25 protein-coding genes and 1 riboswitch are annotated in these 21,165 nt (G+C 65.2%); of the genes, 12 read left to right on the top strand and 13 right to left on the bottom strand.

Translation table 11 applies throughout. The annotated features are described in order from the left end of the window. Nucleotides 1-34: 34 nt before the first annotated feature. Nucleotides 35-727, bottom strand: coding sequence for a ribonuclease T2 family protein (locus GGD67_RS06035; protein WP_018318349.1), 693 nt, complete (start codon nucleotides 725-727; stop codon nucleotides 35-37). A gap of 120 nt (nucleotides 728-847) precedes the next feature. Continuing rightward, nucleotides 848-1,309: a hypothetical protein gene (locus GGD67_RS06030; RefSeq protein WP_179731600.1), complete on the bottom strand. Its 462-nt coding sequence runs from the start codon at nucleotides 1,307-1,309 to the stop codon at nucleotides 848-850. Nucleotides 1,310-1,494: 185 nt separating this feature from the next. Between GGD67_RS06030 and GGD67_RS06025 the strand changes: the two genes are divergently transcribed. Continuing rightward, nucleotides 1,495-1,794: a hypothetical protein gene (locus tag GGD67_RS06025; protein WP_038947472.1), complete on the top strand. Its 300-nt coding sequence runs from the start codon at nucleotides 1,495-1,497 to the stop codon at nucleotides 1,792-1,794. Nucleotides 1,795-1,838: 44 nt separating this feature from the next. Beyond that, nucleotides 1,839-2,369 (top strand): DUF3617 family protein, encoded by a 531-nt coding sequence (locus GGD67_RS06020; RefSeq protein WP_179731598.1) that lies wholly within the window; start codon nucleotides 1,839-1,841, stop codon nucleotides 2,367-2,369. A gap of 11 nt (nucleotides 2,370-2,380) precedes the next feature. Here the strand turns inward: GGD67_RS06020 and GGD67_RS06015 are convergent, their stop codons facing one another. The 3 genes from GGD67_RS06015 to GGD67_RS06005 are packed head-to-tail and all read right to left on the bottom strand — an operon-like array spanning nucleotide 2,381 to nucleotide 5,058. After that, a complete protein-coding gene (locus GGD67_RS06015; protein ID WP_018318346.1) occupies nucleotides 2,381-3,769 on the bottom strand; it encodes an ATP-binding protein in 1,389 nt (462 codons plus the stop codon). Nucleotides 3,770-3,787: 18 nt separating this feature from the next. After that, complete coding sequence (locus GGD67_RS06010) at nucleotides 3,788-4,519, bottom strand: response regulator (protein ID WP_018318345.1); 732 nt, start codon at nucleotides 4,517-4,519, stop codon at nucleotides 3,788-3,790. Then, the gene (locus GGD67_RS06005) at nucleotides 4,516-5,058 is read right to left on the bottom strand and encodes a MarR family winged helix-turn-helix transcriptional regulator (RefSeq protein ID WP_018318344.1); all 543 of its coding nucleotides are present in this window, start codon (nucleotides 5,056-5,058) and stop codon (nucleotides 4,516-4,518) included. The genes GGD67_RS06010 and GGD67_RS06005 overlap by 4 nt, the downstream gene beginning before the upstream one ends. A gap of 336 nt (nucleotides 5,059-5,394) precedes the next feature. On the opposite strand from GGD67_RS06005, the gene GGD67_RS06000 reads away from it, so the two are divergent. From GGD67_RS06000 to GGD67_RS05980, 5 genes are all read left to right on the top strand, one after another. Then, entirely contained in the window at nucleotides 5,395-6,477 is a 1,083-nt protein-coding gene (locus GGD67_RS06000) for a branched-chain amino acid aminotransferase (protein ID WP_179731596.1), read from the top strand. A gap of 140 nt (nucleotides 6,478-6,617) precedes the next feature. Next, a complete protein-coding gene (locus tag GGD67_RS05995) occupies nucleotides 6,618-7,142 on the top strand; it encodes a YegJ family protein (RefSeq protein WP_179731594.1) in 525 nt (174 codons plus the stop codon). A gap of 91 nt (nucleotides 7,143-7,233) precedes the next feature. After that, a complete protein-coding gene (hisS, locus tag GGD67_RS05990) occupies nucleotides 7,234-8,754 on the top strand; it encodes a histidine--tRNA ligase (protein ID WP_179731592.1) in 1,521 nt (506 codons plus the stop codon). Nucleotides 8,755-8,809: 55 nt separating this feature from the next. After that, the gene (locus GGD67_RS05985; protein ID WP_179731590.1) at nucleotides 8,810-9,076 is read left to right on the top strand and encodes a tautomerase family protein; all 267 of its coding nucleotides are present in this window, start codon (nucleotides 8,810-8,812) and stop codon (nucleotides 9,074-9,076) included. A gap of 91 nt (nucleotides 9,077-9,167) precedes the next feature. Further along, nucleotides 9,168-9,572 carry a thioesterase family protein gene (locus tag GGD67_RS05980; RefSeq protein ID WP_095424817.1) on the top strand — a complete coding sequence of 135 codons (405 nt, stop codon included), beginning with the start codon at nucleotides 9,168-9,170 and terminating at the stop codon, nucleotides 9,570-9,572. Between the two features lie 96 nt (nucleotides 9,573-9,668). Here the strand turns inward: GGD67_RS05980 and proC are convergent, their stop codons facing one another. Continuing rightward, nucleotides 9,669-10,496 carry a pyrroline-5-carboxylate reductase gene (proC, locus tag GGD67_RS05975; protein WP_312009979.1) on the bottom strand — a complete coding sequence of 276 codons (828 nt, stop codon included), beginning with the start codon at nucleotides 10,494-10,496 and terminating at the stop codon, nucleotides 9,669-9,671. A gap of 212 nt (nucleotides 10,497-10,708) precedes the next feature. Further along, nucleotides 10,709-11,209 (bottom strand): YbjN domain-containing protein, encoded by a 501-nt coding sequence (locus GGD67_RS05970; RefSeq protein ID WP_179731586.1) that lies wholly within the window; start codon nucleotides 11,207-11,209, stop codon nucleotides 10,709-10,711. A 434-nt stretch (nucleotides 11,210-11,643) separates the two neighbouring features. Beyond that, nucleotides 11,644-11,805, top strand: a riboswitch (FMN riboswitch). A 75-nt stretch (nucleotides 11,806-11,880) separates the two neighbouring features. Here GGD67_RS05970 and GGD67_RS05965 point away from each other — a divergent pair. Beyond that, nucleotides 11,881-12,441 (top strand): 6,7-dimethyl-8-ribityllumazine synthase, encoded by a 561-nt coding sequence (locus tag GGD67_RS05965; protein WP_179731585.1) that lies wholly within the window; start codon nucleotides 11,881-11,883, stop codon nucleotides 12,439-12,441. Between the two features lie 118 nt (nucleotides 12,442-12,559). Here GGD67_RS05965 and GGD67_RS05960 read toward each other — a convergent pair whose 3' ends face one another. The 6 genes from GGD67_RS05960 to GGD67_RS05935 form a co-directional block, all read right to left on the bottom strand. After that, nucleotides 12,560-13,513: a ribose-phosphate pyrophosphokinase gene (locus tag GGD67_RS05960; RefSeq protein WP_026202002.1), complete on the bottom strand. Its 954-nt coding sequence runs from the start codon at nucleotides 13,511-13,513 to the stop codon at nucleotides 12,560-12,562. 191 nt (nucleotides 13,514-13,704) lie between these two features. Beyond that, the gene (locus GGD67_RS05955; RefSeq protein ID WP_179731583.1) at nucleotides 13,705-14,319 is read right to left on the bottom strand and encodes a hypothetical protein; all 615 of its coding nucleotides are present in this window, start codon (nucleotides 14,317-14,319) and stop codon (nucleotides 13,705-13,707) included. A 113-nt stretch (nucleotides 14,320-14,432) separates the two neighbouring features. Continuing rightward, nucleotides 14,433-15,200, bottom strand: coding sequence for a peptidoglycan editing factor PgeF (gene pgeF, locus GGD67_RS05950; RefSeq protein WP_179731581.1), 768 nt, complete (start codon nucleotides 15,198-15,200; stop codon nucleotides 14,433-14,435). Continuing rightward, a complete protein-coding gene (locus tag GGD67_RS05945) occupies nucleotides 15,197-16,315 on the bottom strand; it encodes an SAM-dependent methyltransferase (protein WP_179731579.1) in 1,119 nt (372 codons plus the stop codon). Before GGD67_RS05945 ends, pgeF begins: the two co-directional genes overlap by 4 nt. 20 nt (nucleotides 16,316-16,335) lie before the next feature. Beyond that, nucleotides 16,336-17,181, bottom strand: a complete 846-nt coding sequence (gene lgt, locus GGD67_RS05940; RefSeq protein WP_179731577.1) for a prolipoprotein diacylglyceryl transferase — start codon at nucleotides 17,179-17,181, stop codon at nucleotides 16,336-16,338. Between the two features lie 8 nt (nucleotides 17,182-17,189). Then, nucleotides 17,190-17,927 (bottom strand): dienelactone hydrolase family protein, encoded by a 738-nt coding sequence (locus tag GGD67_RS05935; RefSeq protein WP_092255905.1) that lies wholly within the window; start codon nucleotides 17,925-17,927, stop codon nucleotides 17,190-17,192. A 166-nt stretch (nucleotides 17,928-18,093) separates the two neighbouring features. On the opposite strand from GGD67_RS05935, the gene GGD67_RS05930 reads away from it, so the two are divergent. The 4 genes from GGD67_RS05930 to ychF all read left to right on the top strand — a co-directional run bounded on the left by GGD67_RS05930 (nucleotide 18,094) and on the right by ychF (nucleotide 21,139). After that, nucleotides 18,094-18,345, top strand: coding sequence for an accessory factor UbiK family protein (locus tag GGD67_RS05930; RefSeq protein WP_157328420.1), 252 nt, complete (start codon nucleotides 18,094-18,096; stop codon nucleotides 18,343-18,345). Nucleotides 18,346-18,661: 316 nt separating this feature from the next. Beyond that, on the top strand, nucleotides 18,662-19,372 hold the full coding sequence (locus GGD67_RS05925) for a 50S ribosomal protein L25/general stress protein Ctc (protein WP_018318328.1): 711 nt from the start codon (nucleotides 18,662-18,664) through the stop codon (nucleotides 19,370-19,372). A 58-nt stretch (nucleotides 19,373-19,430) separates the two neighbouring features. Further along, nucleotides 19,431-20,036 carry an aminoacyl-tRNA hydrolase gene (pth, locus tag GGD67_RS05920; RefSeq protein ID WP_179731575.1) on the top strand — a complete coding sequence of 202 codons (606 nt, stop codon included), beginning with the start codon at nucleotides 19,431-19,433 and terminating at the stop codon, nucleotides 20,034-20,036. A gap of 5 nt (nucleotides 20,037-20,041) precedes the next feature. Continuing rightward, nucleotides 20,042-21,139, top strand: a complete 1,098-nt coding sequence (gene ychF / locus GGD67_RS05915) for a redox-regulated ATPase YchF (protein WP_018318326.1) — start codon at nucleotides 20,042-20,044, stop codon at nucleotides 21,137-21,139. Nucleotides 21,140-21,165: the final 26 nt, after the last annotated feature.

Raw genomic sequence — 21,165 nt, 5'->3', positions numbered from 1 at the left:
GCTCCGCGCGCCCCGGAATGACGGCGAACAAATCCTATCCGCCCCTGATCGGCGGCATCGTCACCTGATCGCGGCGGCAGGTGCGGCGTTCGATCTCGTCGCAAGCGCGGAATTGCAGGTCCTTGCTGAGGCAGATACGGACCTCGGACAGCCGCGTCCGGTTGCAGGTGACCGAGACGGCGGCATTGCTCAGCCCCGGATTGGCCTTGATGAAGGCTTCCTCGACCTCCGCCGGTGCCACGGTCTTGGCCTGAGACAAATCGAGATATTCGGCCGGGATCTTGATCGCAGCGCGCGCCTTGCGGATCGTCTCGAAATAGTTGCGGCCCTCAAGGCCCGAGCAGGTGCCGTGCTTGTCCCATTCGTTGAAGATCAGGCCCGGCGCCGGCATCAGATCGAGCATCGAGGAGACGATGCTGCGGTTCAGTCGCGGTGCGGGCCGCTGGCAATATTCCGGGAAGCCGGTCTCATATTGCGGCCACAGCCCATGCACCACGAAGGCGTAGGGCCGACCGCTGCACTGGATCTGCGATCGGCCGCCACGCTCGGCGGCCTCCTCGCAGAACGAGGGCGACCACGACAGCGACAGCACATAGAAGTCGAATTCGCCGGGCGCGTTCTGCCGCTTGTCCTGGGCGTTCGCGCTCCCGGCCAACAAGGCCAGTCCGGCGGCAAGGGTCAGGGAGATCACGAGACGGGAAAACGAATGCAATCTGGAATGAAACATGGCGACGCTCCTCAACTAGACTGTGCGAGAAGCCTAGCAGGCGATAGGAACATTTCAAGAACAAAATTCGGGGCGACCGCCGTTCGGCGCCTTCGATCATCTCGAATCAGGGCTTCCCAATCAGGGCTTGGCGGCGCGGCAGGCCGGATTGTAGGCCCAGTTGCGGTCGAGCCCGACCACGCACCATTCGACGCCGTTGCCATAGCCGGCGAAGCCGCCATCCTCGATGATCGAGAAGTGCACCTTGCGCACCTTGCCGTCATTGAGCATGGCCTCGCCGGTGCAATAGCGGCGGGGAATATTGTCGGACTGCCAGGGCCGGAATGCGGTCTCGCGAACGGCGGCGAAGCCGGTGATCCTCAACGAGGAATTCCAGAACGTGCTTTCCTTTTCCCAGAACTGGGTGGCGATGGTCGGCAGCGCCCGGTCGCAATCGGCGACGGCGCCGTCATAGCGCGGGCCGCTCAGCCAGAAGTTCAGCTCCAGCGGATTGGCGGCCCTGGCCTCACCGAGCGACATCGCTCCGAACATGAGGCCGAGCACGGCGGCATAGCGGAGCAATTTCAGGAAGGGGGCGCGCATGGTCAATCCGGACAGCTAAAGTCTTGCGAAGGTTGGACGGTGCCGCGAAGGCCGGGGGAGGTCAAGTGCAGCGCGGCAACACTTCGCCAGGAGTTGACCACAACTTCGTGGTTGGCAGAGCTTGGGTTCTTTCCACTTCCCTCCCGGCACCGTAAACTGCCCGCCAGCCAATTGGAGTGACGGGAATGCGAATCATTGCGGCCGCGGGTCTTCTCGCCAGCCTGGTTGTCTCGGGTATGATGGCGAGCCAGTCGGCGCGCGCTGACTATGTGCCGCCGTTCAAGGGCAATGACACCGGCGGCATCATCGCCTATTCGATGGCCACCCAGGTCGATGCCCGGCAGGCCGCGGTCGATCACTGCGCGCGCTACGGCAAGGTCGTGAAATTCCTGGCGGTGCAGGCCTATGAGGGCGGTTACATCTCGTTCTCCTGCCGCTGGGTGCCTTATGGCGCCGCCGACCAGCCGATCCGCACGCTCTATTGAGGCGCTGTCGCAAGCCTGCAATTTCTCAGCCGGGAGCCTCTCACATGACGCGCAAACTCGCTTTGCTCGGCTCGACCCTTTGCCTTGCGTTGTCTGCAGGCGTGGCGTGCGCCGACGACCTGCCGGTCCGCAAGGCCGGTCTTTGGGAGATGAAGCTGGTCACATCAGGCTCGCCCGTGCCCGAGATGACCATGCAGCACTGCACCGACGAGACCGTCGACAAGGAGATGAGCAACAACGTCTCCCCGATGGCCAAGCAGATCTGCGCCAAGCAGGAGATCAAGAAGACCGCGACCGGCTATGTCAGCGATTCCGAATGCAGCGTCGCCGGCGTCAGCACGACCTCGCATGCCGAGATCACCGGCGATTTCAACTCGGCCTATACGGTGAAGACCTCCTCGCACGCGCAAGGCGGTGTCGCCGGCGCTGCGGGGCGCGATACCACCATGACGCTGCAAGCCAAATGGCTCGGGTCCTGCAAGCCGGACCAGAAGCCCGGCGACATCGTGATGCCCGGCGGCTTCAAGATGAACGTGCGCGACATGGACAAGCTGAAGGCGCTGCTGCCGAAGTAGGGCTACGGCGGCTACACCGGTATCCTGACGCTCGCCCTTAGTCCCCCCATCGGGCTGTCGCCAAGCGTGATGTCGCCGCCATGCGAGCGGGCGATGTCGCGGGCGATGGCGAGGCCGAGGCCGGTGCCGCCTTCATCCTGGTTGCGGGCGTTGTCGAGCCGCAGGAACGGCTTGAACACCTCTTCGCGCAAATGCGCGGGAATGCCGGGTCCGTCGTCGTCGATCGTCACGGTCAAATAACGGTGATCGCGCTGGCCGGTGATGGCGATGGCCTTGCCGTAGCGCGCCGCGTTGGTGACGAGATTGGCAAGGCAGCGCTTGAACGAGGCCGGCTTCACCGTCACCACGGGCAGGCCGTGGAAGGCGACGGTCGCGGTATGACCGTGGCGCTCGGCATCGCTGCGCAGCTCCTCGAGCGCCTGCGCCATGTCGGTCGGCTGCGACTGCTCACCGGAATCGCCGCGGGCGAAGGCGAGGTAATCCTCCAGCATCATCGACATCTCGTCGACGTCCTTGCGCATGCCCTCGAGCTCAGGGCTGTCGCCGATCAGCGCCAGCTCGAGCTTGAAGCGGGTCAGGATGGTGCGCAGATCGTGGCTGACGCCGGCGAGCATCGCGGTGCGCTGCTCCATGGTGCGCTCGATGCGCGATTTCATCTCGAGGAAGGCGACCGCTGCGCGCCGCACCTCGCGCGCGCCCCTTGGGCGGAAGTTCGGCGCCTCGCGGCCCTTGCCGAAGCTTTCGGCAGCGTCAGCGAGGCGCAGGATCGGCTTGATCTGGTTGCGCAGGAACAGCACGGCCACGATCAGCAGGATCGAGGACGTGCCGACCATCCAGAACAGGAAGATCTCCGAGTTGGAGGCATAGGCGGCGCTGCGCTGCGCGAACACGCGCATCACGGCGTCGTCGAGCTGGATGCGGATCTCGACCAGATTGGAGCGGCCGACCGTGTCGATCCAGAACGAGCGGCCGATCTGGCGGCCGAGCTGCACCGACAGCGTCTGGTCGAGCAGCGAGAAGAACGGCTTTGGTCCCGGCGGCGGCATGTCGCCGGCGGGCAGGAAGTCGACGACGAGGCCGAGGCGCTGCTGCGCGATGCGGCGGATCTGGTCGCGATCCTTATCTTGCGGATAACCCTTGTAGACGTCGATCAGCGCGGCGATGTCCTGCACCACGGCGGCCGACAGTCGGCGCGTCACCGTGTTCCAGTGCCGCTCCATGAACACGAAGGCGACGACCGATTGCAGCACCACCATCGGCACGATCATGATGAGGAGCGCGCGGGCGTAGAGGCCAGTCGGCATCCAGCCCTTGAACGCGTTGCCCATCCAGCCATTGGCGGCGGAGACGCGGCCGGCGGCGCTTCGGAGCAGCGTCAGGCCGGTATCGATCGTGCTCATCGGTCGCGCTTCACTGATTTATGGCGAGGCTACCAGCCGGTAGCCGATGCCGCGCACCGCCTGGAGGAACAGCGGATTGGCGGGGTCGGTCTCGATCTTGCGCCTGAGGCGGTTGATCTGCACGTCGACGGCGCGCTCGTTGACGCTGCCGTTGCCGGTCAACGCACTGCGCGGCACGGTCTCGCCCGGCGTCTCCGAGAGAATGCGCAGCATCTCGCGCTCGCGGTCGGTGAGGTGGATGACCTCCTCGCCCTGGCGCAGCTCGCCGCGATCGAGATGATAGACGTAGGGACCGAACGCGATCTTCTCCACCGCCGTGGCTTGCGGCGGCGGAGCGGCGCGCTTGAGGATGTTGTTGATGCGCAGCGCCAGCTCGCGCGGCTCGAACGGTTTCGCCACGTAGTCGTCGGCGCCGATCTGCAGGCCCTCGATGCGCGCTTCCGCCTCGTGTCGTGCCGTCAGCATCACGATCGGCACCGAGGAGGATGTCCGGATGAAGCGGGCGAGATCGAAGCCGGTCTCGCCGGGCATCATGACGTCGAGGATCAAGAGGTCGAAATGCAGGCCCTGCAGTTTCGAGCGCGCATCGCCGGCACTGGCGGCGGTGGTGACGCGGTAGCCCTCGGCGGCGAGGAAGCGCGAGAGCAGATCGCGGATGCGGCGGTCGTCGTCGACCAGCAGCAGATGCGGCGCGTCATCGGCCGGGCGTGCCGGCGGGCGGGCGAGAGTGGCAGCGAGCGTCACGGTCACTCCTTGGCGTCGTGGTTGACGGAAGCGAAGATCGTCTCGAGCACCTTGTCCGGATCGTCGCGATCGATCATCGCGCGCAGGAAGCGCTTGACCGTCTCGGCATCCTGCGGACCCATTTCGGCGAGCGCCTTGGTGATCCGCGTGGTCTGCAGACCGGCAAGCTTCTGCACCAGCGCCTCGCCCTTGGGCGTCGCGTAGAGCAGGCGCTGGCGGCGGTCATTGTCGCCGGTCTTCTGCACGATGTAGCCCTCGTCCAGCAGCTGCTTGAGCACGCGGCCGAGCGACTGCTTGGTGATGCGCAGGACGTCGAGCAGATCGGCGACCTTGAGGCCGGGATAGCGGTAGACGAAGTGCATGACCCGGTGATGGGCTCGGCCGAAGCCGAAAGCCTCCAGCTCCTGGTCGGGGTCGCCGACGAAGTCGCGATAGGCGAAGAACAGTAGCTCGATGATATCCCAGCGCAAATTGCCTCCGTCGTGTGCGGCCGGCTTGGGCTCGGCGGCGTCGTGAGAGGAAGTCGCGAAATTTATGTCAGGCATATTGACGTATCTTGGGTTCAATGTTACAAAACGATTGACCAGCACGAAATTTTAGATCGTTTCGCGCGGGTGGCATCGAAGCAGGGCGGCTGGAGAGAGCCGGACAGGCGACGACGGCCGGATCAGATCTACCGTGCGATTGTCGAGCGGCGTTTCGGCAAAACATACTGGACTTCCGCCTTCCGCAAAAGCATGTCCTCGGCGATATGCTGGCCACGGAAACCGGCCGTAACAAGGCTGGCGGTGGTCCGGCCTAAAACCAATCAAGCCAGCCGGACCCGAAAGGGGCAGGCCGGCGCCAGAACGGCGTCGCCACCGGCAGCGGGAGGCAAGGACATGAGCATGAAATTCGACATCCAGCCCGCATCCAATCCGACGTCCGAGAAGGACCGCGTGGCCAAGCTGGTGGACCCCGGCTTCGGACGGGTCTTCACCGATCACATGGCGATCGTGCGCTACAATCAGGCCAAGGGCGGCTGGTACGAGGCGAAGATCGAGGCACGCGCCAACTTCCAGCTCGATCCGGCCGGCGCGGTGCTGCACTACGCCCAGGAAATTTTCGAGGGCCTCAAGGCCTACAAGCGTGACGACGGCGGCGTGAACCTGTTCCGTCCCGACGCCAATGCGCGGCGCTTCAAGGACTCGGCCGACCGCATGGCGATGGCGCAGCTGCCCGAGGACGTCTTCATCGAGGCGGTCGAGCAGGTCGTGCGCATCGACCGCGCCTGGATGCCGGGCGGCGAGGGCAGCCTTTACCTGCGGCCCTTCATGATCGCGAGCGAGACCTTCCTCGGCGTCAAGCCGTCGTCCGAATATATCTTTGCCGTGATCGCTTCGCCGGTCGGCTCCTACTTCAAGGGCGGGCCCGCGCCGGTGTCGATCTGGGTCTCGGAGAATTACACGCGCGCTGCCGTCGGCGGCACCGGCGCGGTCAAGTGCGGCGGCAATTATGCCGCGAGCCTGCGTGCCCAGGCCGAAGCGATCCAGCATGGCTGCGATCAGGTGGTCTTCCTCGACGCGGTCGAGCGCCGCTATATCGAGGAGCTCGGCGGCATGAACGTGTTCTTCGTGTTCGACGACGGCTCGCTCTCGACGCCGCCGCTCGGCACCATCCTGCCCGGCATCACCCGCGATTCCATCATCGCGCTGGCCAAGGATGCCGGCAAAACCGTGCGCGAGGAGCCGTATTCGCTCGACCAGTGGCGCAAGGATGCGGTCAGCGGCAAGCTGAAGGAAGCGTTTGCCTGCGGTACCGCGGCCGTGATCTCGCCGATCGGCAAGGTGCGCTCGGTCAGCGGCGATTTCGAGATCTCGGGGGGCGCCGCCGGCCCCGTCGCCATGGGCCTGCGCAAGCAGCTCGTCGACATCCAGTACGGCCGCACCAACGATCCCCATAACTGGATCCGCAAGGTGTTTTGAGATGCGGCGATGCGATGCGCGTTTCTCCTTTCGTGAGGAGAGGGGAAACGCGCATCGTTTGTGGTTTTTCGTGCACTGAACGTGCCGTTGCCGACATGCGACAAAGTCTGGACACATCTGGACATCAGGACATCGCGACCATGGCAACGAAACTCTCCCAACCCATGAAATGGGTCGTTCTCGCCGCAATCACCGGCGTCTCCGTTTTCGGCATCCTGACCATCGGGCCGATGCATGAGGTGGTCGCGCAAGACCGCTCGCCGATCGTCGATGTGCGCACCAGCGATCCCGAGATGAATGCCGCGATCGCGCGCGCCCGCGGCACCTTGTCGACCTTCTGGGCCTCCTATCAATCGCCAAAGCCGTCGGAGGCCGGGCACGCCCTGAAGGTGCGCTTCTCGACCCGCAAGGGCGGTGAGCACATCTGGATCGGCGAGGTGAAGAAGCGGCCAGACGGGACCTATTCCGGTCTGTTCGCCAACGAACCGCGTGACCTGCCCGGCAAGCGGGCCGGCGACGAGGTCAAGTTCACCGAGGCCGACATTTCGGACTGGATGTTCATGCGCAACGGCAAGATCGTCGGCGGCGAAACCATCAAGCCGACGCTGAAGTCGCTGCCGAAGGCGGACGCGGATGCCCTGAGGGCACGGATGGAGCAGCCGTAAAGGAAGGTCTCTTCCCCTCTCCCCGCAAGCGGGGCGAGGTGCAGAACACAGGCCGGTTGCCGCCTCGCGCCCCGGCTGGTAAACGCCGCGCATGGCCGAGAAACCCAAAAAACCCCAGAAACTGAAGGCGCGCCTGCCGCGCGGGCTCGAGGATCGCGATCCGTCAGCGATCCGGGCGACGCGCGAGATGGTGGAGAAGATCCGCGCCGTCTACGAGCTCTACGGGTTCGAGCCCGTGGAGACGCCGGCGATGGAATACACCGACGCGCTCGGCAAGTTCCTGCCCGACCAGGATCGTCCGAACGAGGGCGTGTTCTCGTTCCAGGACGACGACGAGCAGTGGATCAGCCTGCGCTACGATTTGACGGCGCCGCTCGCCCGCTATGTCGGCGAGCGCTACGGCACCGACGCTCTGGTCTTGCCCTACCGCAGCTACCGGGTCGGCTACGTCTTCCGCAACGAAAAGCCCGGCCCGGGCCGCTTCCGGCAGTTCATGCAGTTCGACGCCGACACGGTCGGCTCGGCGACACCGGCGGCGGATGCCGAGATCTGCATGATGGCTGCGGACACGATGGAGGCGCTCGGCATCGCGCGCGGCTCCTATGTCGTGAAGGTCAACAACCGCAAAGTGCTCGATGGCGTGCTGGAAGCCATCGGGCTCGGTGGCGACGAGAACGCAGGCCGTAGGCTGACCGTGCTGCGCGCCATCGACAAGCTCGACAAGTTTTCCGCCGACGAAGTGCGCAAGCTGCTCGGTCCCGGACGATGGGACGGCGGCGAGGAAGGCAAGGGCGACTTCACCGAGGGCGCCAATCTGAGCGACGCCGAAGCTGACGTCGTTCTCGCCATCACCAAACCGCGCGACGATTGGAAAGACGCCATTGCCGCGGCGGAGACCTACCTCGCCAAGAGCGCAGTCGGTCAGGCCGGCGTGAGCGAGCTGGAGGAGATTGCCAAGCTGGTGATTGCGTCGGGCTACGGTGCCGACCGCATCAAGATCGATCCCTCCGTGGTGCGCGGTCTCGAATATTACACCGGCCCCGTCTACGAGGTCGAACTGCTGCTCGACACCAAGGACGAGAAGGGCCGTCCTGTGCGCTTCGGCTCGGTTGGCGGGGGCGGGCGTTACGATGGCCTGGTCTCACGTTTCCGCGGCGAGCCGGTGCCGGCCACCGGTTTCTCGATCGGCGTGTCGCGGCTCCAGGCCGCGCTGACGCTGCTCGGCAAGCTCGACACGCGGCCTGAATTCGGGCCCGTCGTCGTCACCGTGTTCGACCGCGACCGCGTCGCCGACTATCAGAAGATGGTGGCAAGCTTGCGCACCGCCGGCATCCGCGCCGAGCTCTATCTCGGCAATCCCAAGAACATGGGCAATCAGCTCAAATATGCCGACCGCCGCAATTCACCGTGCGTGATCATCCAGGGCTCGGATGAAAAGGCGCGCGGCGAGCTGCAGATCAAGGATCTGATTGAAGGCGCCAAGGCCGCCGCTGCGATCGCCTCCAACCAGGAATGGCGCGAGAGTCGCCCGGCGCAGTTCTCGTGCAGCGAAGCCGATCTCGTCGCCAAGGTGCGCGAGGTCCTGGCCCGCCATGACGTAAAGTGGGGATAGCCATTCCGCCAAGCCGTCATGCCCGGGCTTGTCCCGGGCATCCACGTCTTGTTTGATGGATGAGCACGTGGATGGCCGGGACAAGCCCAGCCATGACGACAGCAACAGGGAGAAGACGATGCCTGAGATCACTGTCAGCATGGCCGAAGGCCGCACCGACGAGCAAAAGGCCGGCATGATGCGCGACATCACCCAGGCGTTGGTGAAGAATCTCGGCGTCGATGCCGATGCCGTCGTCATCCAGATCAACGAAGCCCCGCTCCGCCACAAGATGAAGGGCGGCAAGACGTTCGTGGAGCGCGCGGCGGCGGCGAAGAAGTAGCCAGTGCTGTAGCGTCAATCACCGGTGTCGTCCCGGATCGGCGCGCACATAAGGCGCGCTTGTCCGGGACGACACCGTGTGTGAGGCCCCCATGGACGCACGCGATTTCATCAAGGTCGGCATGAATGCCGAGCGCACGCTGGTGGTCCCGGCGGAGCGCACGGTCGGGCACTTCGTGCCGGGCATGCCGTTTGTCTACGCGACGCCGATGATGATCCTGGAAATGGAGATGACGGCGGGCGATGCGATCCGCGCTGCGCTTCAGCCCGGCTGGGTCACTGTCGGCACCGAGGTCGACATCCGCCATCTCGCGGCCGCCCTCGTCGGCGCGACGGTGCGGACCACCGCGAAGGTCGTCGCCGTTGAACGCCGCGTCATCCGCTTCGAGGTCGCGGCCTTCGAGGGCACCCGCAAGCTCGGCGAAGGCCGCCACGCGCGCGGGCTCGTCAATGTCGAGATGTTCAACAGGCGGCTCGCCGCGGGCACGACGCCGTAGGGTGGGCAAAGCGAAGCGTGCCCACGGCTTCCGGAGAGACGATTGAAAGATCGTGGGCACGGCGCCCTGCGCCTTTGCCCACCCTACGGCACCTGCTTACTTCGCCAATTCCTTCGACCGCTTCGTCGCCGCCGCGATCGCGCGGATCATCAGGTCGCGCAGACCCGGCTCGCCCATCAGCACACCGAGCGCGGCGGCCGTGGTGCCGCCGGGCGAGGTGACGTTCTGGCGCAGCGTGCTCGACGGCAGCTCCGACTGGTGCAGCAATTCGCCGGAGCCGGCGACGGTCTCGCGTGCGAGCTTAATTGCCAGCGCCTCAGGCAGTCCGGCTTCGACGCCAGCGCGGGCGAGCTCTTCGGCGAGCAGAAACACATAGGCCGGGCCGGAGCCGGAGACGGCCGTGACCGCGTCCATCAGGCTCTCGTCATCGACCCATTCGACCGAGCCGGTGGCACGCAGCAGCGCATCGGCCACCGCGCGCTGCGCGGCGCTGACGTTCTTGGCTGCGACCGCAACGGTGATGCCGCGGCCGATCGCGGCCGGCGTGTTCGGCATCGCGCGCACCACGGCGCCGCCGCAGACCTCCTGGAGCGATGCGATCGTGGTTCCCGCCATGATTGAGACCACCGACGTCTTGTCCGAGACGAACGATTTCAGCTTCGCGCCGGCCTCGCGGAACATCTGCGGCTTCACCGCGACGACCAGCGTCTCGACCTGGCCGGCCGTCGCTACTTCGGGATTGAGCGCAACGCCCTTGGCGGCAAGGGCGGTGATCTCGGGCGAGATGTGCGGATCGACCACCGCGACGCGACGCGGATCGAGTCCGCCCGCCAGCCATCCGGTCAGCATTGCGCCGCCCATCTTGCCGGCGCCGGCGAGGAGGATGGTGCCGGTGATGTTTTGAAGAGTGTTGTTGTTAGCCACTGTGATCACCCAAGGAAAAGGTGTCGTCCCTGCGAACGCGGGGACCCCGCGCGAGCGCTTGCGCTCGTCGCGCCACCACAGGCGGTTCTAGTGGATGAAGGTGTTGGCAACAAGCCGCGTGCCACAAGAGGCATCACGCGGTATGGCTCCCGGAGCGGCGCTTCGCTTGTCCGGGACGACAGGAGGAGGGAGTGTTGGCTTCCTTAAGGGTCCTACGCCTCTCCCACCGTATCGAACATCGCCGCGTCCATCGCTTCGGTCGTGCTCTTGCCAGCCCACACCACGAACTGGAACGCCGGGAAATAGCGCTCGCAGGCATGGATGGCGCCGGCGAGCATGGCCTCGCATTGCGCGGTCGAGGCGGTGAGCCCGCCCGGCAGCACCAGGGCCTGGCGGTGCATGACCATGCCGGTGTTGGTCCAGAGATCGAAATGACCGACCCACAGCTGCTCGTTGACCGCGGCGACGAGCCGCTGCACCTCACCGCGGCGCGCAACCGGAATCTTCATGTCGAACGCGCAGGCCAGATGCAGCGCCTCGATCTCGCCCATCCAGGTGAAGGAGAGCTGGTAATCGGTCCATTGTCCCTTGGAGACAATCGTGAGTTCGTCTTCGCCGGAGCGTTCGAACGGCCAGTTGTTGCTGGCAGCGATATCCTCGACCACCGCGAGCGGATGGCTTTTGGAATCGATAGTGCCTTCGAGCAGGGACATGCCGTCTCGACCTCTTGCCTTCTTGTTGTCTTTGATACGCACGCGGTTGGGCCCGGCGCGCGCTCCCTAAACGTCGCTACGGCGTCCCCTCGGAGTCTTGCGATCCCTCGGATCAGCGCGGGCCTGTCGCGGATCAAGTGATGTGATTTGCGGAATCTGCGCAACGGGGTCCCGAGTCCGTCCACAAGCCAGGACTCGTTCGTCCACAGCTCATCTCCGCCACAATTCTTAACGGAGGGAAGTCCTCGATCCGGATGGATGAGAACAAACCGGAATCGGATTCGCGGGGGGAGGGCGCCATTCGTTAATTCCGTCCCGCGAGGGCCGCTCCCGCGGGAATGACATGGGACCATGCGATCCGCCCATACGGAACACGCTTGCTGCGGCCGCCGGCTGGCGGCATATTTCCAGCCAGGCCGTTCATCCCGGACGGCCGATGTTCTCAGGGCGGGGTGAAAGTCCCCACCGGCGGTAAGGGCCGAAAGGCCTAAGCCCGCGAGCGCCTTCCCTTAGGTCTTTCTTGCCGAGGGGAAGGGTCAGCAGATTCGGTGCAACTCCGAAGCCGACGGTTAGAGTCCGGATGAAAGAGAACGGTCGGAGGCAGACGCATCGCAAGATGCGGCTGTTTGTCGTTCCGTGTGCCCTGATTCTGGTCCTTAAGAAGGAAAGCCATGAATCAGATGCTGCAAGACCCCAACACCGAAACTTCCGAAGCCACCCAACCGCGGGTTCCGCAAGACCCGGCGCCCGACCACCCGCGCTTTGCCAAGCCGCAGCGGGTGGCCTTCGTGCAGGCCTGCTGGCACCGCGACGTGGTCGAGGAGGCCCGCATCGCCTTCATCAAGGAAGCCGAGGCGCGCCATCTCACCCATGTCGACGTGTTCGAGGTGCCGGGCTCGTTCGAGATCCCGCTGCACGCGCAGGTCCTCGCCAAGACGCGGCGCTACACCGCCATCGTCGCGGCCGGCCTCGTCGTCGATGGCGGCATCTATCGCCACGAGTTCGTCGCCGACACCGTGATCAAGGCCTTGATGGACGTGCAGCTGCGTACCGAAGTGCCCGTGTTCTCGGCGGTGCTGACGCCGCAGCAATTCCACGAGACCGAGGTGCACTACGACTTCTTCCGCAAGCATTTTGCGATCAAGGGCGTCGAGGTCGCGGCTGCCTGTGCGGAGACGTTGCTCGGCCTGGAGCGCCTGCGCGGCCAGGTCGCGGCGGGGATCGTGGGATAGGCGGACTGCCGTAGGGTGGGCAAAGCGAAAGCGTGCCCACCACCTTCATCACAAAAGAAAAGGTGGGCCCGGCGCCTTGCGCCTTTGCCCACCCTACGAGACTTTCGGATCGGAAAAACTAGTCGAACAGGCTCGACACGGATTCTTCCGCGGCGGTGCGTGCGATCGCGTCGGAGATCAGGCTGGCGATCGGCAGCGTGCGGATGTTCGGCGCCTTGGTCACCGCGTCGGTCGGCAGGATCGAGTCGGTGATCACGAGCTCCTTCAGCCTCGAGCCCGCGATGCGGGCGGCCGCGCCGCCGGAGAGCACGCCGTGGGTGATGTAGGCGTAGACGTCCTTGGCGCCCTTGGCGATCAGCGCGTCGGCCGCGTTCACCAGCGTGCCGCCGGAGTCCACGATGTCGTCGATCAGGATGCAGGTGTAGCCGGCGACGTCGCCGATCACGTTCATGACCTCGGATTCGCCCGCCCTCTCGCGGCGCTTGTCGACGATCGCGAGCGGGGTATTGATGCGCTTGGCAAGGCCGCGCGCGCGGGCCACGCCGCCGACGTCGGGCGAGATCACCATCGTCTTGGAGAGGTCGAACCTCTCCTTGATGTCGCGCACCATCAGTGGCGCGGCATAGAGATTGTCGGTCGGGATGTCGAAGAAGCCCTGGATCTGGCCGGCGTGCAGATCGAGCGTCATGACGCGATCGACACCGGCCTGCGTGATCAAATTGGCGACCAGCTTGGCCGAGATCGGCGTGCGCGAGCCCGACTTGCGGTCCTGCCGGGCGTAGCCGAAATAGGGCAGCACCGCCGTGATGCGGCGCGCCGAGGAGCGGCGCAGCGCGTCGGTGATGATCAGCAATTCCATCAGATGGTCGTTCGCCGGGAACGAGGTCGACTGGATGATGAAGGCATCCGAGCCGCGGACGTTCTCCTGGATCTCGACGAAGATCTCCATGTCGGCGAAGCGCCGCACCACCGCCTTGGTCAGCGGCAGGTCCAGGCCCTGCGCAATCGCCTGCGCGAGTGCCGGATTGGAGTTGCCGGCGACGAGCTTGATGGAGCCGTTTTTGGCCGACATAGACGCTTCCTCCCGCGCTTTGCTGGATACGACGTTCAACATCTCAGATCCCACTGGAAGCACGGTTACAACGGGCGAGGAAATATCAGGCCGGGGGCTGCAATGGCAACCCGGGATGCTACGTTTTCCCTTCGAAATCCTGAGTCGGGCCAACGGCTTGGCCGCAACTCGAGGCCGTGGTTTAGCGGGGGTTATCGTTCGGCATAGCCGAGTGCCGTGGCAGGCATCTCCGCCACCGGGGCCTGCGGGATCACGCTCGCCACCGCCGGGCCCCGCAAGCCAGGAGCCGTGCCCGGGGTATCCGGCGTTCCGTTGATCATGTTGGAAAGTCCGCTGAATCCGGCCTGGGCGATCTTCCGCAGCACGAGGTCGTCGGCTGCTGCCCACGGATCGCGGCCGCCTTTGACGGAGGTCGGTTCCTCGCCGGAGAGGCGCAGCGCCCGCTGCTGGTTGGCGTCGTAGACGTCCCAGACCCAGGCGATCACCGTCTTGCCGCGCACCACCTGGGCGGAGAGATAGCTGCGCACGCGGTAGGCGGCGGTCCCCTCGCGGGAGATGACGGACAGGCTGCGCAGCTTGGATTCGCTGTCGAGCACGCCGACCATGCGGTCGAACACCTGCGGCGGCGGCCCGTCGATCGATTCGAAGGCGACCGTTGCCCCGGAGCCGGCGCTCGGCGCCATTGCATAGGAGTTGGCGGCCCCACCGCCGCCGGCGCAGCCGCCAAGCGCAGTCGCTGCCGCGAGCAGCACGACCGCCAGCACGCGCGAACCCGCGCGGCCCAGGATGAATGACGCGTCCCTCATTATGGAGGGCAGCGATATCGTTAAAATCGATTAAGGTCTAGGGCGGAGGCGACATAGACCACTGTCATCGCAACGGGACATCGCCCCGGAATGAGACGGGGTTGCCGCTGTGTTCACGCTTCGAGCGCGATTGCGTGAACGTGGCGGCCGTAATCCGGCTCCTTGCGATGCACCGAGCGGCGATAGCTGAAGAAGCGCTCGTCGGCGTAGGTGTCGACGCCGAGATCGTCGATCATCAGGATGCCGGCGGCGTCCAGCCGCTTGCGAATGAAACCGGCGAGATCGAACATCGCGTGTCCCTCGCGTACCGAGGGTATGAAGAAGATCGCGTTGTCCGCATCGGCCTCGATGAAGCGCGCGACGAACTCGTTGCCGACCTCGTAGCTGTCCTGCCGGATCAAGGGGCCGATCGCGGCGATGATGCCGCTGCGCGTCGCGCCGAGTTTTTCCATCGCCGCGATCGTCGCCTCCAGCACGCCCGTCAGCGCGCCCTTCCACCCCGCATGCGCGCCGCCAATCACGCGCGCGTTGGGATCGACGAACAGCACCGGCCCGCAATCGGCGGTGGAGACGCCGAGCGCGATGCCGGGCGTGTTCGTCACCAGCGCATCGCCCTTCGGCCGCGGCCCGTTCGGCCACGGCGTCTCGGCGACCAGCACGTCGGGCGAATGGATCTGGTGCAGGCTGAGGAAGCGTTCCGGCGCGACGCCGACATGCTCGGCCATGCGGCGGCGGTTCTCCGCGACAAGGGTCTGATCGTCGTTGGAGCCGAGGCCGCCGTTCAGCGCCGAGTAGATGCCACTGGAGACGCCGCCTTCGCGGGTGAAGAACGAGTGGCGCAGGCCGGGCACGGCTGACAGCAGCGACGAAGCGAGCGTCATGAGGCTTCTCCGGCCTGTTCGAGATCGGTGAGGCCGGCAATGCCTGTCAGCCGCGGCTCGGAGATGCCAAGCACCTTGAACATCGAGCCCATGCCGCTGCGCCCGGTGTCCGTCAGCCGCTTGAGGGCGATCGAAATGTCGGTGGCGACCTCCGGCGTTGCCTTCTGCATCAAGGCGGCGGCCCTTGTGTCGATGCCGATCCGCTTGAGGAAGTCGCCTTGCGTCACCGGCCCGTGCACGCGCGCGCCGACGTCCTCGGCCGCGCGCGCCAGCGCCTGGAAGTCGACATGAGCGGTGACGTCGGCTTGGCCCGGCGCCTTCAAGGGATCGGCGAAGGTGTGGCGCGCAATCGCCTGGAAGGTGTCGCCGGCGTCGCTGCGCAAATGGCCATAATCGATGATCAGGGCCGCGCCGTCCTGGTCGCGCACGCGCGTGGCGAGCTTCATGATCTCGCCGTCGGGGCGCCATTCGAACACGGCGCCGACGGGTGCGGCGCGCACGAGCGGCGGCAGGAGCACGTCGAAGCGCGGCGTCGGCTCGGACGCCGCGCCGAATTGAAGCTTGCCGTTGGGATCGATCTCGATCACGCGCTCGTGCCAGCCGTTCTCGTGGCGGACCATCTGGTGGACCGGCAGCACGTCGAAATATTCGTTGGCGAGGATGATGCTCGGTCCCTCAGGCACGTCGTCGATGCTGTCGTGCCAGGCAATGTTGCGCACGCCTGACAGCGTCGCATTCTGCCGCTCGCGCAAGACGGGATTGACCTCGACCATGTGGACATGAAGCGCCTGGTAGAGCGGCGGCAGCACGCGAAGGGCGCGTAGCGCGTCCGCCATCATGGTGCCGCGGCCGGGGCCGAGCTCAATCAGCCGCAGGAATTGCGGCGAGCCCATTTGCTTCCACACCGAGGCGGTCCATAGTCCCAAGAGCTCGCCGAACATCTGGCTGACTTCGGGTGAGGTTGTGAAGTCGCCCTCACGCCCGAGCGGATCGCGCGAGACGTAATAGCCATGGCGCGGATGCATCAGGCACAGTTCCATGTACCGCCAGACCGGCATGGGACCGGAGGATTTGATCAGCGCCTTGATCTCGTTGAGTAGCGGCTGTTCGGTCACGGCTATCTTCTCGAAATGAATTAACGAACGGCCCCTGCGGGCTTCGGCGCACCGCGCCTGACTGCCAATACAATAAGTATGCCGCCGACGATAAGCATCGGGATCGACAGCAGCATGCCCATGGTTAATCCGCCCCAGAGGAAACCGAGCTGCGCGTCCGGTTCGCGGAAGTGCTCGCCGGCAATCCGCGCCAGACCGTAGATCAGGATGAAGGCGCCGAGGATCATGCCCGGCCGTTTCAGCGCGCCGAGCCGGATCATCACCGCGAGCACCGTGAACAGCAGGATGCCTTCCATGCCGGCCTCGTAGAGCTGGCTCGGATGACGCGGCAGTTGCGTCGGATCGTTGGGGAAGATCATCGCCCAGGGCAGGCTCGGATCGGTGGCGCGGCCCCACAATTCGCCGTTGATGAAGTTGGCGATGCGCCCGAGCAGCAGTCCGACCGGCGCGACCGCGGTGGTGATGTCGCCGAGCGACAGGATCGAGATGCCATGGCGAAAGGCGAACAACATCACTGCGACGACGCAGCCCAGAAAGCCGCCATGGAAGGACATGCCGCCCTCCCACAATCGGAAGATCGCGGCGGGATGATCGATGAAGAAAGGCAGATTGTAGAACAGCACGTAGCCGGTGCGGCCGCCGAGAATGATGCCGAGCGTAACCCAGAGGATGAAGTCGTCGATCTGCAGCAGCGACATCGGCGCAGGGCCGCCCCACAGGCGCTCCTTCTTCAGCAGCGAGCGCGCATAGAGCCAGCCGAACACGATGCCGCAGATATAGGCCAGCGCATACCAGCGGATCGCGAACGGGCCGATCTCGAGCGCGATCGGCTTGAAGGCGGGGAAGTCGATGAGAAGAAGCTGCATCTCGCCTTCTATTTCTGGACGAGATTGCGGCGATAGAGCGCCAAGAGGCGCTCCCAATGCCGCTCGGCGGCGTCGCGGTCATAGACCGGGCGCTTGGGGAAGGCGAAGCCGTGATGCGTGCCGGGATAGATCTCGACCTCGGCTTTCGCAGCTTTCATGCCTTCTTTGACCTTCTCGATAATCTCCGGCGGCGCGTAGACGTCGGTCTCGGCGCAGGCGAAGTAGAGCTCGGCCTTGGTCTTAGCCGCGGCCAGATGCGGGCTGTCGTCTTGATCCGTTGCCAGCTGCACGCCATAGATCGAGGCGGCCGCCTTGACGCTGTCGGGGAAATGCGTGGCGGCGTTGATGGCGTAGCGGCCGCTCATGCAATAGCCGACGGTGCCGACCAGCTTGGTGTTCGCGGCCGCCTGGCCCTCGGCATAGGCGAGCAGCGCTCTGGTGTCGTCCATGATCATGGGGATGGTGAGCGAGCCCATCAGCTGGAACATGCGCTTGCGCTCCGGCGCGTTCGGGTCGGCCGGCAGCGCGCCGAGCTCCATCACGCCGGAGCGGTAATAGAGGTTCGGCAGCATCACGTAATAGCCTGAGGTCGCGAGCCGGCGCGCCATGTCGCGCAGCTCTTCGCGGATCGCGGGCGCATCCATGTAGAACAGGATGACCGGAAACGGCCCGCCGCGTTCGGGATGGCTGATGAAGGTTGCGGTGTGGCCGTCCCTGGTGGGGATCGCGATCTGCTGGTCGATCATCTCATGCGCCTTGTGATTCTTCTTATGCAGGGACGTTGAATACGATTGCAAGGAAACCGGGGCATGACAAGGATACCTCCGATCGGGCCTTGAACCGGCCCAATCGGATTGCCATTGTGTTTTGGAGCGTTCGCGCAAAGTTTATCGGAGCTGCCAGGAGGCCGAAATGACCCAGACCAACAACCGGTTTTTCGACGAGATCGGCCGCCTGATGAACGATGCCGCCGGTGCCGCCCAGGGCGTCAAGCGCGAGTTCGACACCGTGATGCGCACCCAGGCCGAAAAATTCCTGCGCGACATGGACCTGGTCAAGCGCGAGGAGTTCGAGGCGGTCAAGGACATGGCCCGCCTGGCCCGCGAGGAGAACGAGGCGCTGAAGGCGCGGGTTGCAGCGCTGGAGGCCAAGCTCGGCGGGTAGGCGCCCTTCTTACCTTCCCCTGGAGGGGGAGGGTCGATCGCGCGTAGCGCGAGCGGGGCGGGGTGACGGTCTCTCCGCGTCGAAAGTGCCCGTGGGGGAGAGATCACCCCACCCCCGTCTCACATTTCGCTGCGCTCGATGTGAGCCGACCCTCCCCCTCCAGGTGAGGGTGCCGCCCATTCTCCTTGTCATTTCCGCATCTTCCGGGTAAAAGCCCGCCAGTTCGTGGCCCCCGCACCCCTGGAGGCTTGCTGCGAACGATGCCATGGGCCGCGCTGCGGCCCATTAACTTTTGCAAAAACAAGGACTTAACGACATGGCGACGACCGTCAAGGAATTGAAGGCGACCGCACGTCCGAAGAGCGGCAAGGGGGCCGCCCGGGCTGAGCGTCGCGCCGGGCGAGTGCCCGGAGTGATCTATGGCAACAACCAGCCCCCCGTCACGATCTCGATCGAAGATCGCGAACTGCGCCAGCGCATCCTCGCCGGCCGGTTCCTGACCACGCTGGTCGACATCGATCTCGAGGGCAAGAAGCACCGCGTGATTCCGCGCGACTACCACCTCGATCCGGTCAAGGACTTCCCGATCCATGTCGACTTCATGCGGCTCGGCGAAGGCGCCACCATCCGCATCAGCGTGCCGCTGCATGTCGTGAAGGCGGAAACGTCCCCGGGCGTGAAGCGCGGCGGCACCGTCAACATCGTCGCCCACGCGATCGAGCTCGAATGCGGCGTCGAGAGCATTCCGCAGTACATCGAGGCCGATGTCGGCTCGCTCGAAATCGGTCACTCCTTGCATCTGTCCGACGTCAAGCTGCCGAACGGCGTGAAGGCGCTGACCCGCGAGGATGCAACCCTCGTCACCATCGTGCCGCCGTCCGGCTACGCCGAAGAGCAGAAGGCCGCCGCTGCGGCTGCAGCTCCTGGCGCTGCTGCGGCTGCTCCGGCGGCTGGCGCTGCGGCTCCGGCCGCTGCTGCTCCTGCCGCGGCTGCCAAGGCTCCCGCCGGCGGCGACAAGAAGAAGTAATCTCTCAAAGCTGGCGCGCGGTCTCTGATCGCGCGCCGAGCGAGGGGCGCGCCGCGTCATGCGACTCTTTGTTGGGCTCGGCAATCCCGGCGCAAAATACGCACGTAACCGGCACAATATCGGCTTCATGGCCGTCGACGAGATCGCGGGGCGTCATGGTTTCGCACCATGGCGCCGTCGTTTTCAGGGCGAGACCTCGGAAGGCACGCTCGGCACCGAGCGCGTGATCCTGCTCAAGCCCACGACCTACATGAACGATTCCGGCCGCGCCGTGCAGGAAGCCGCAAGCTTCTTCAAGATCGCCATGGGCGACGTCACCGTGTTTCACGATGAGCTCGAGCTGCCGCCGGGCAAGGTGCGGGTGAAGATCGGCGGCGGCATCGCCGGCCATAACGGCCTGCGCTCGATCTCGGCGCATATCGGCAACGACTATCGCCGGGTCCGGCTCGGCATCGGTCATCCCGGCGTCAAGGAACTGGTGCACGGCCATGTGCTGTCGGACTTCGCCAAGGCCGACAACGACTGGGTGTCGGCGCTGTGCGAGGCGGTGGCCGAGCACGCAGGCCTGGTCGCCAAGGGCACGGATGCGACCTTCGCCAACAGGGTGCATCTCGCCATGCAGGCGAAGGGATTTTTGACCAAGGACGAGAACGGCAAGGAATAACGCTCGTGGGATTTAAATGCGGAATCGTCGGATTGCCCAATGTCGGCAAGTCGACCTTGTTCAATGCGCTGACCGAGACGGCCGCGGCGCAGGCCGCGAACTATCCGTTCTGCACCATCGAGCCGAATGTCGGCGAGGTCGCCGTGCCCGATCCCAGGCTCGACAAGCTCGCGGCGATCGCCAAGTCCGGCCAGATCATCCCGACCCGGCTGACCTTCGTCGACATCGCTGGCCTCGTCCGCGGCGCCTCCAAGGGTGAAGGCCTCGGCAACCAGTTCCTCGCCAACATCCGCGAGGTCGACGCGATCGCGCATGTCGTGCGCTGCTTTGAAGATTCCGACATCACCCATGTCGAGGGCAAGATCGCCCCGCTTGCCGACATCGAGACCATCGAGACCGAGCTGATGCTCGCCGATCTCGACAGCCTCGAGAAGCGCGTCGACAACCTCACCAAGAAGGCCAAGGGCAACGACAAGGACGCCAAGGAGCAGCTCGACCTCGTCAACCGCACCCTGGTGCTGCTGCGTGAAGGCAAGCCCGCGCGCCTCGTCGAGCGCAAGGCGGAGGAGGAACGCGCCTTCGGCATGCTCGGCCTGCTGTCGTCCAAGCCCGTGCTCTATGTCTGCAACGTCGAGGAAGGCTCGGCCGCAACGGGCAATTCGTTCTCCCAGGCGGTGCAGGAGCAGGCCGCCAAGGAAGGCGCGGTCGCCGTCGTCATCTCCGCCAAGATCGAATCCGAGATCGCGACCATTTCGCGCGAGGAACGCGCCGACTTCCTGGAGACGCTGGGTCTCGAAGAGGCCGGCCTCGATCGCCTGATCCGCGCCGGCTACACGCTGCTCGACCTCATCACCTATTTCACGGTGGGTCCGAAGGAAGCGCGCGCCTGGACCATCTATCGCGGCACCAAGGCGCCGGGCGCGGCGGGCGTGATCCATACCGATTTCGAGAAGGGTTTCATCCGCGCCGAGACGATTGCGTATGAGGACTACGTCGGGCTCGGCGGCGAAGCCGGCGCCCGCGATGCCGGCAAGCTCCGCCTCGAAGGCAAGGAATATGTCGTCGCCGACGGCGACGTGATGCATTTCAGGTTTAATACGTAAAACACCAACATCGGTGCCGTAGGGTG

The sequence above is a fragment of the Bradyrhizobium sp. IAR9 genome, assembly GCF_013408065.1.
Lineage (GTDB): Bacteria > Pseudomonadota > Alphaproteobacteria > Rhizobiales > Xanthobacteraceae > Bradyrhizobium.
This window is presented reverse-complemented; position numbering and strand designations above follow the sequence as displayed.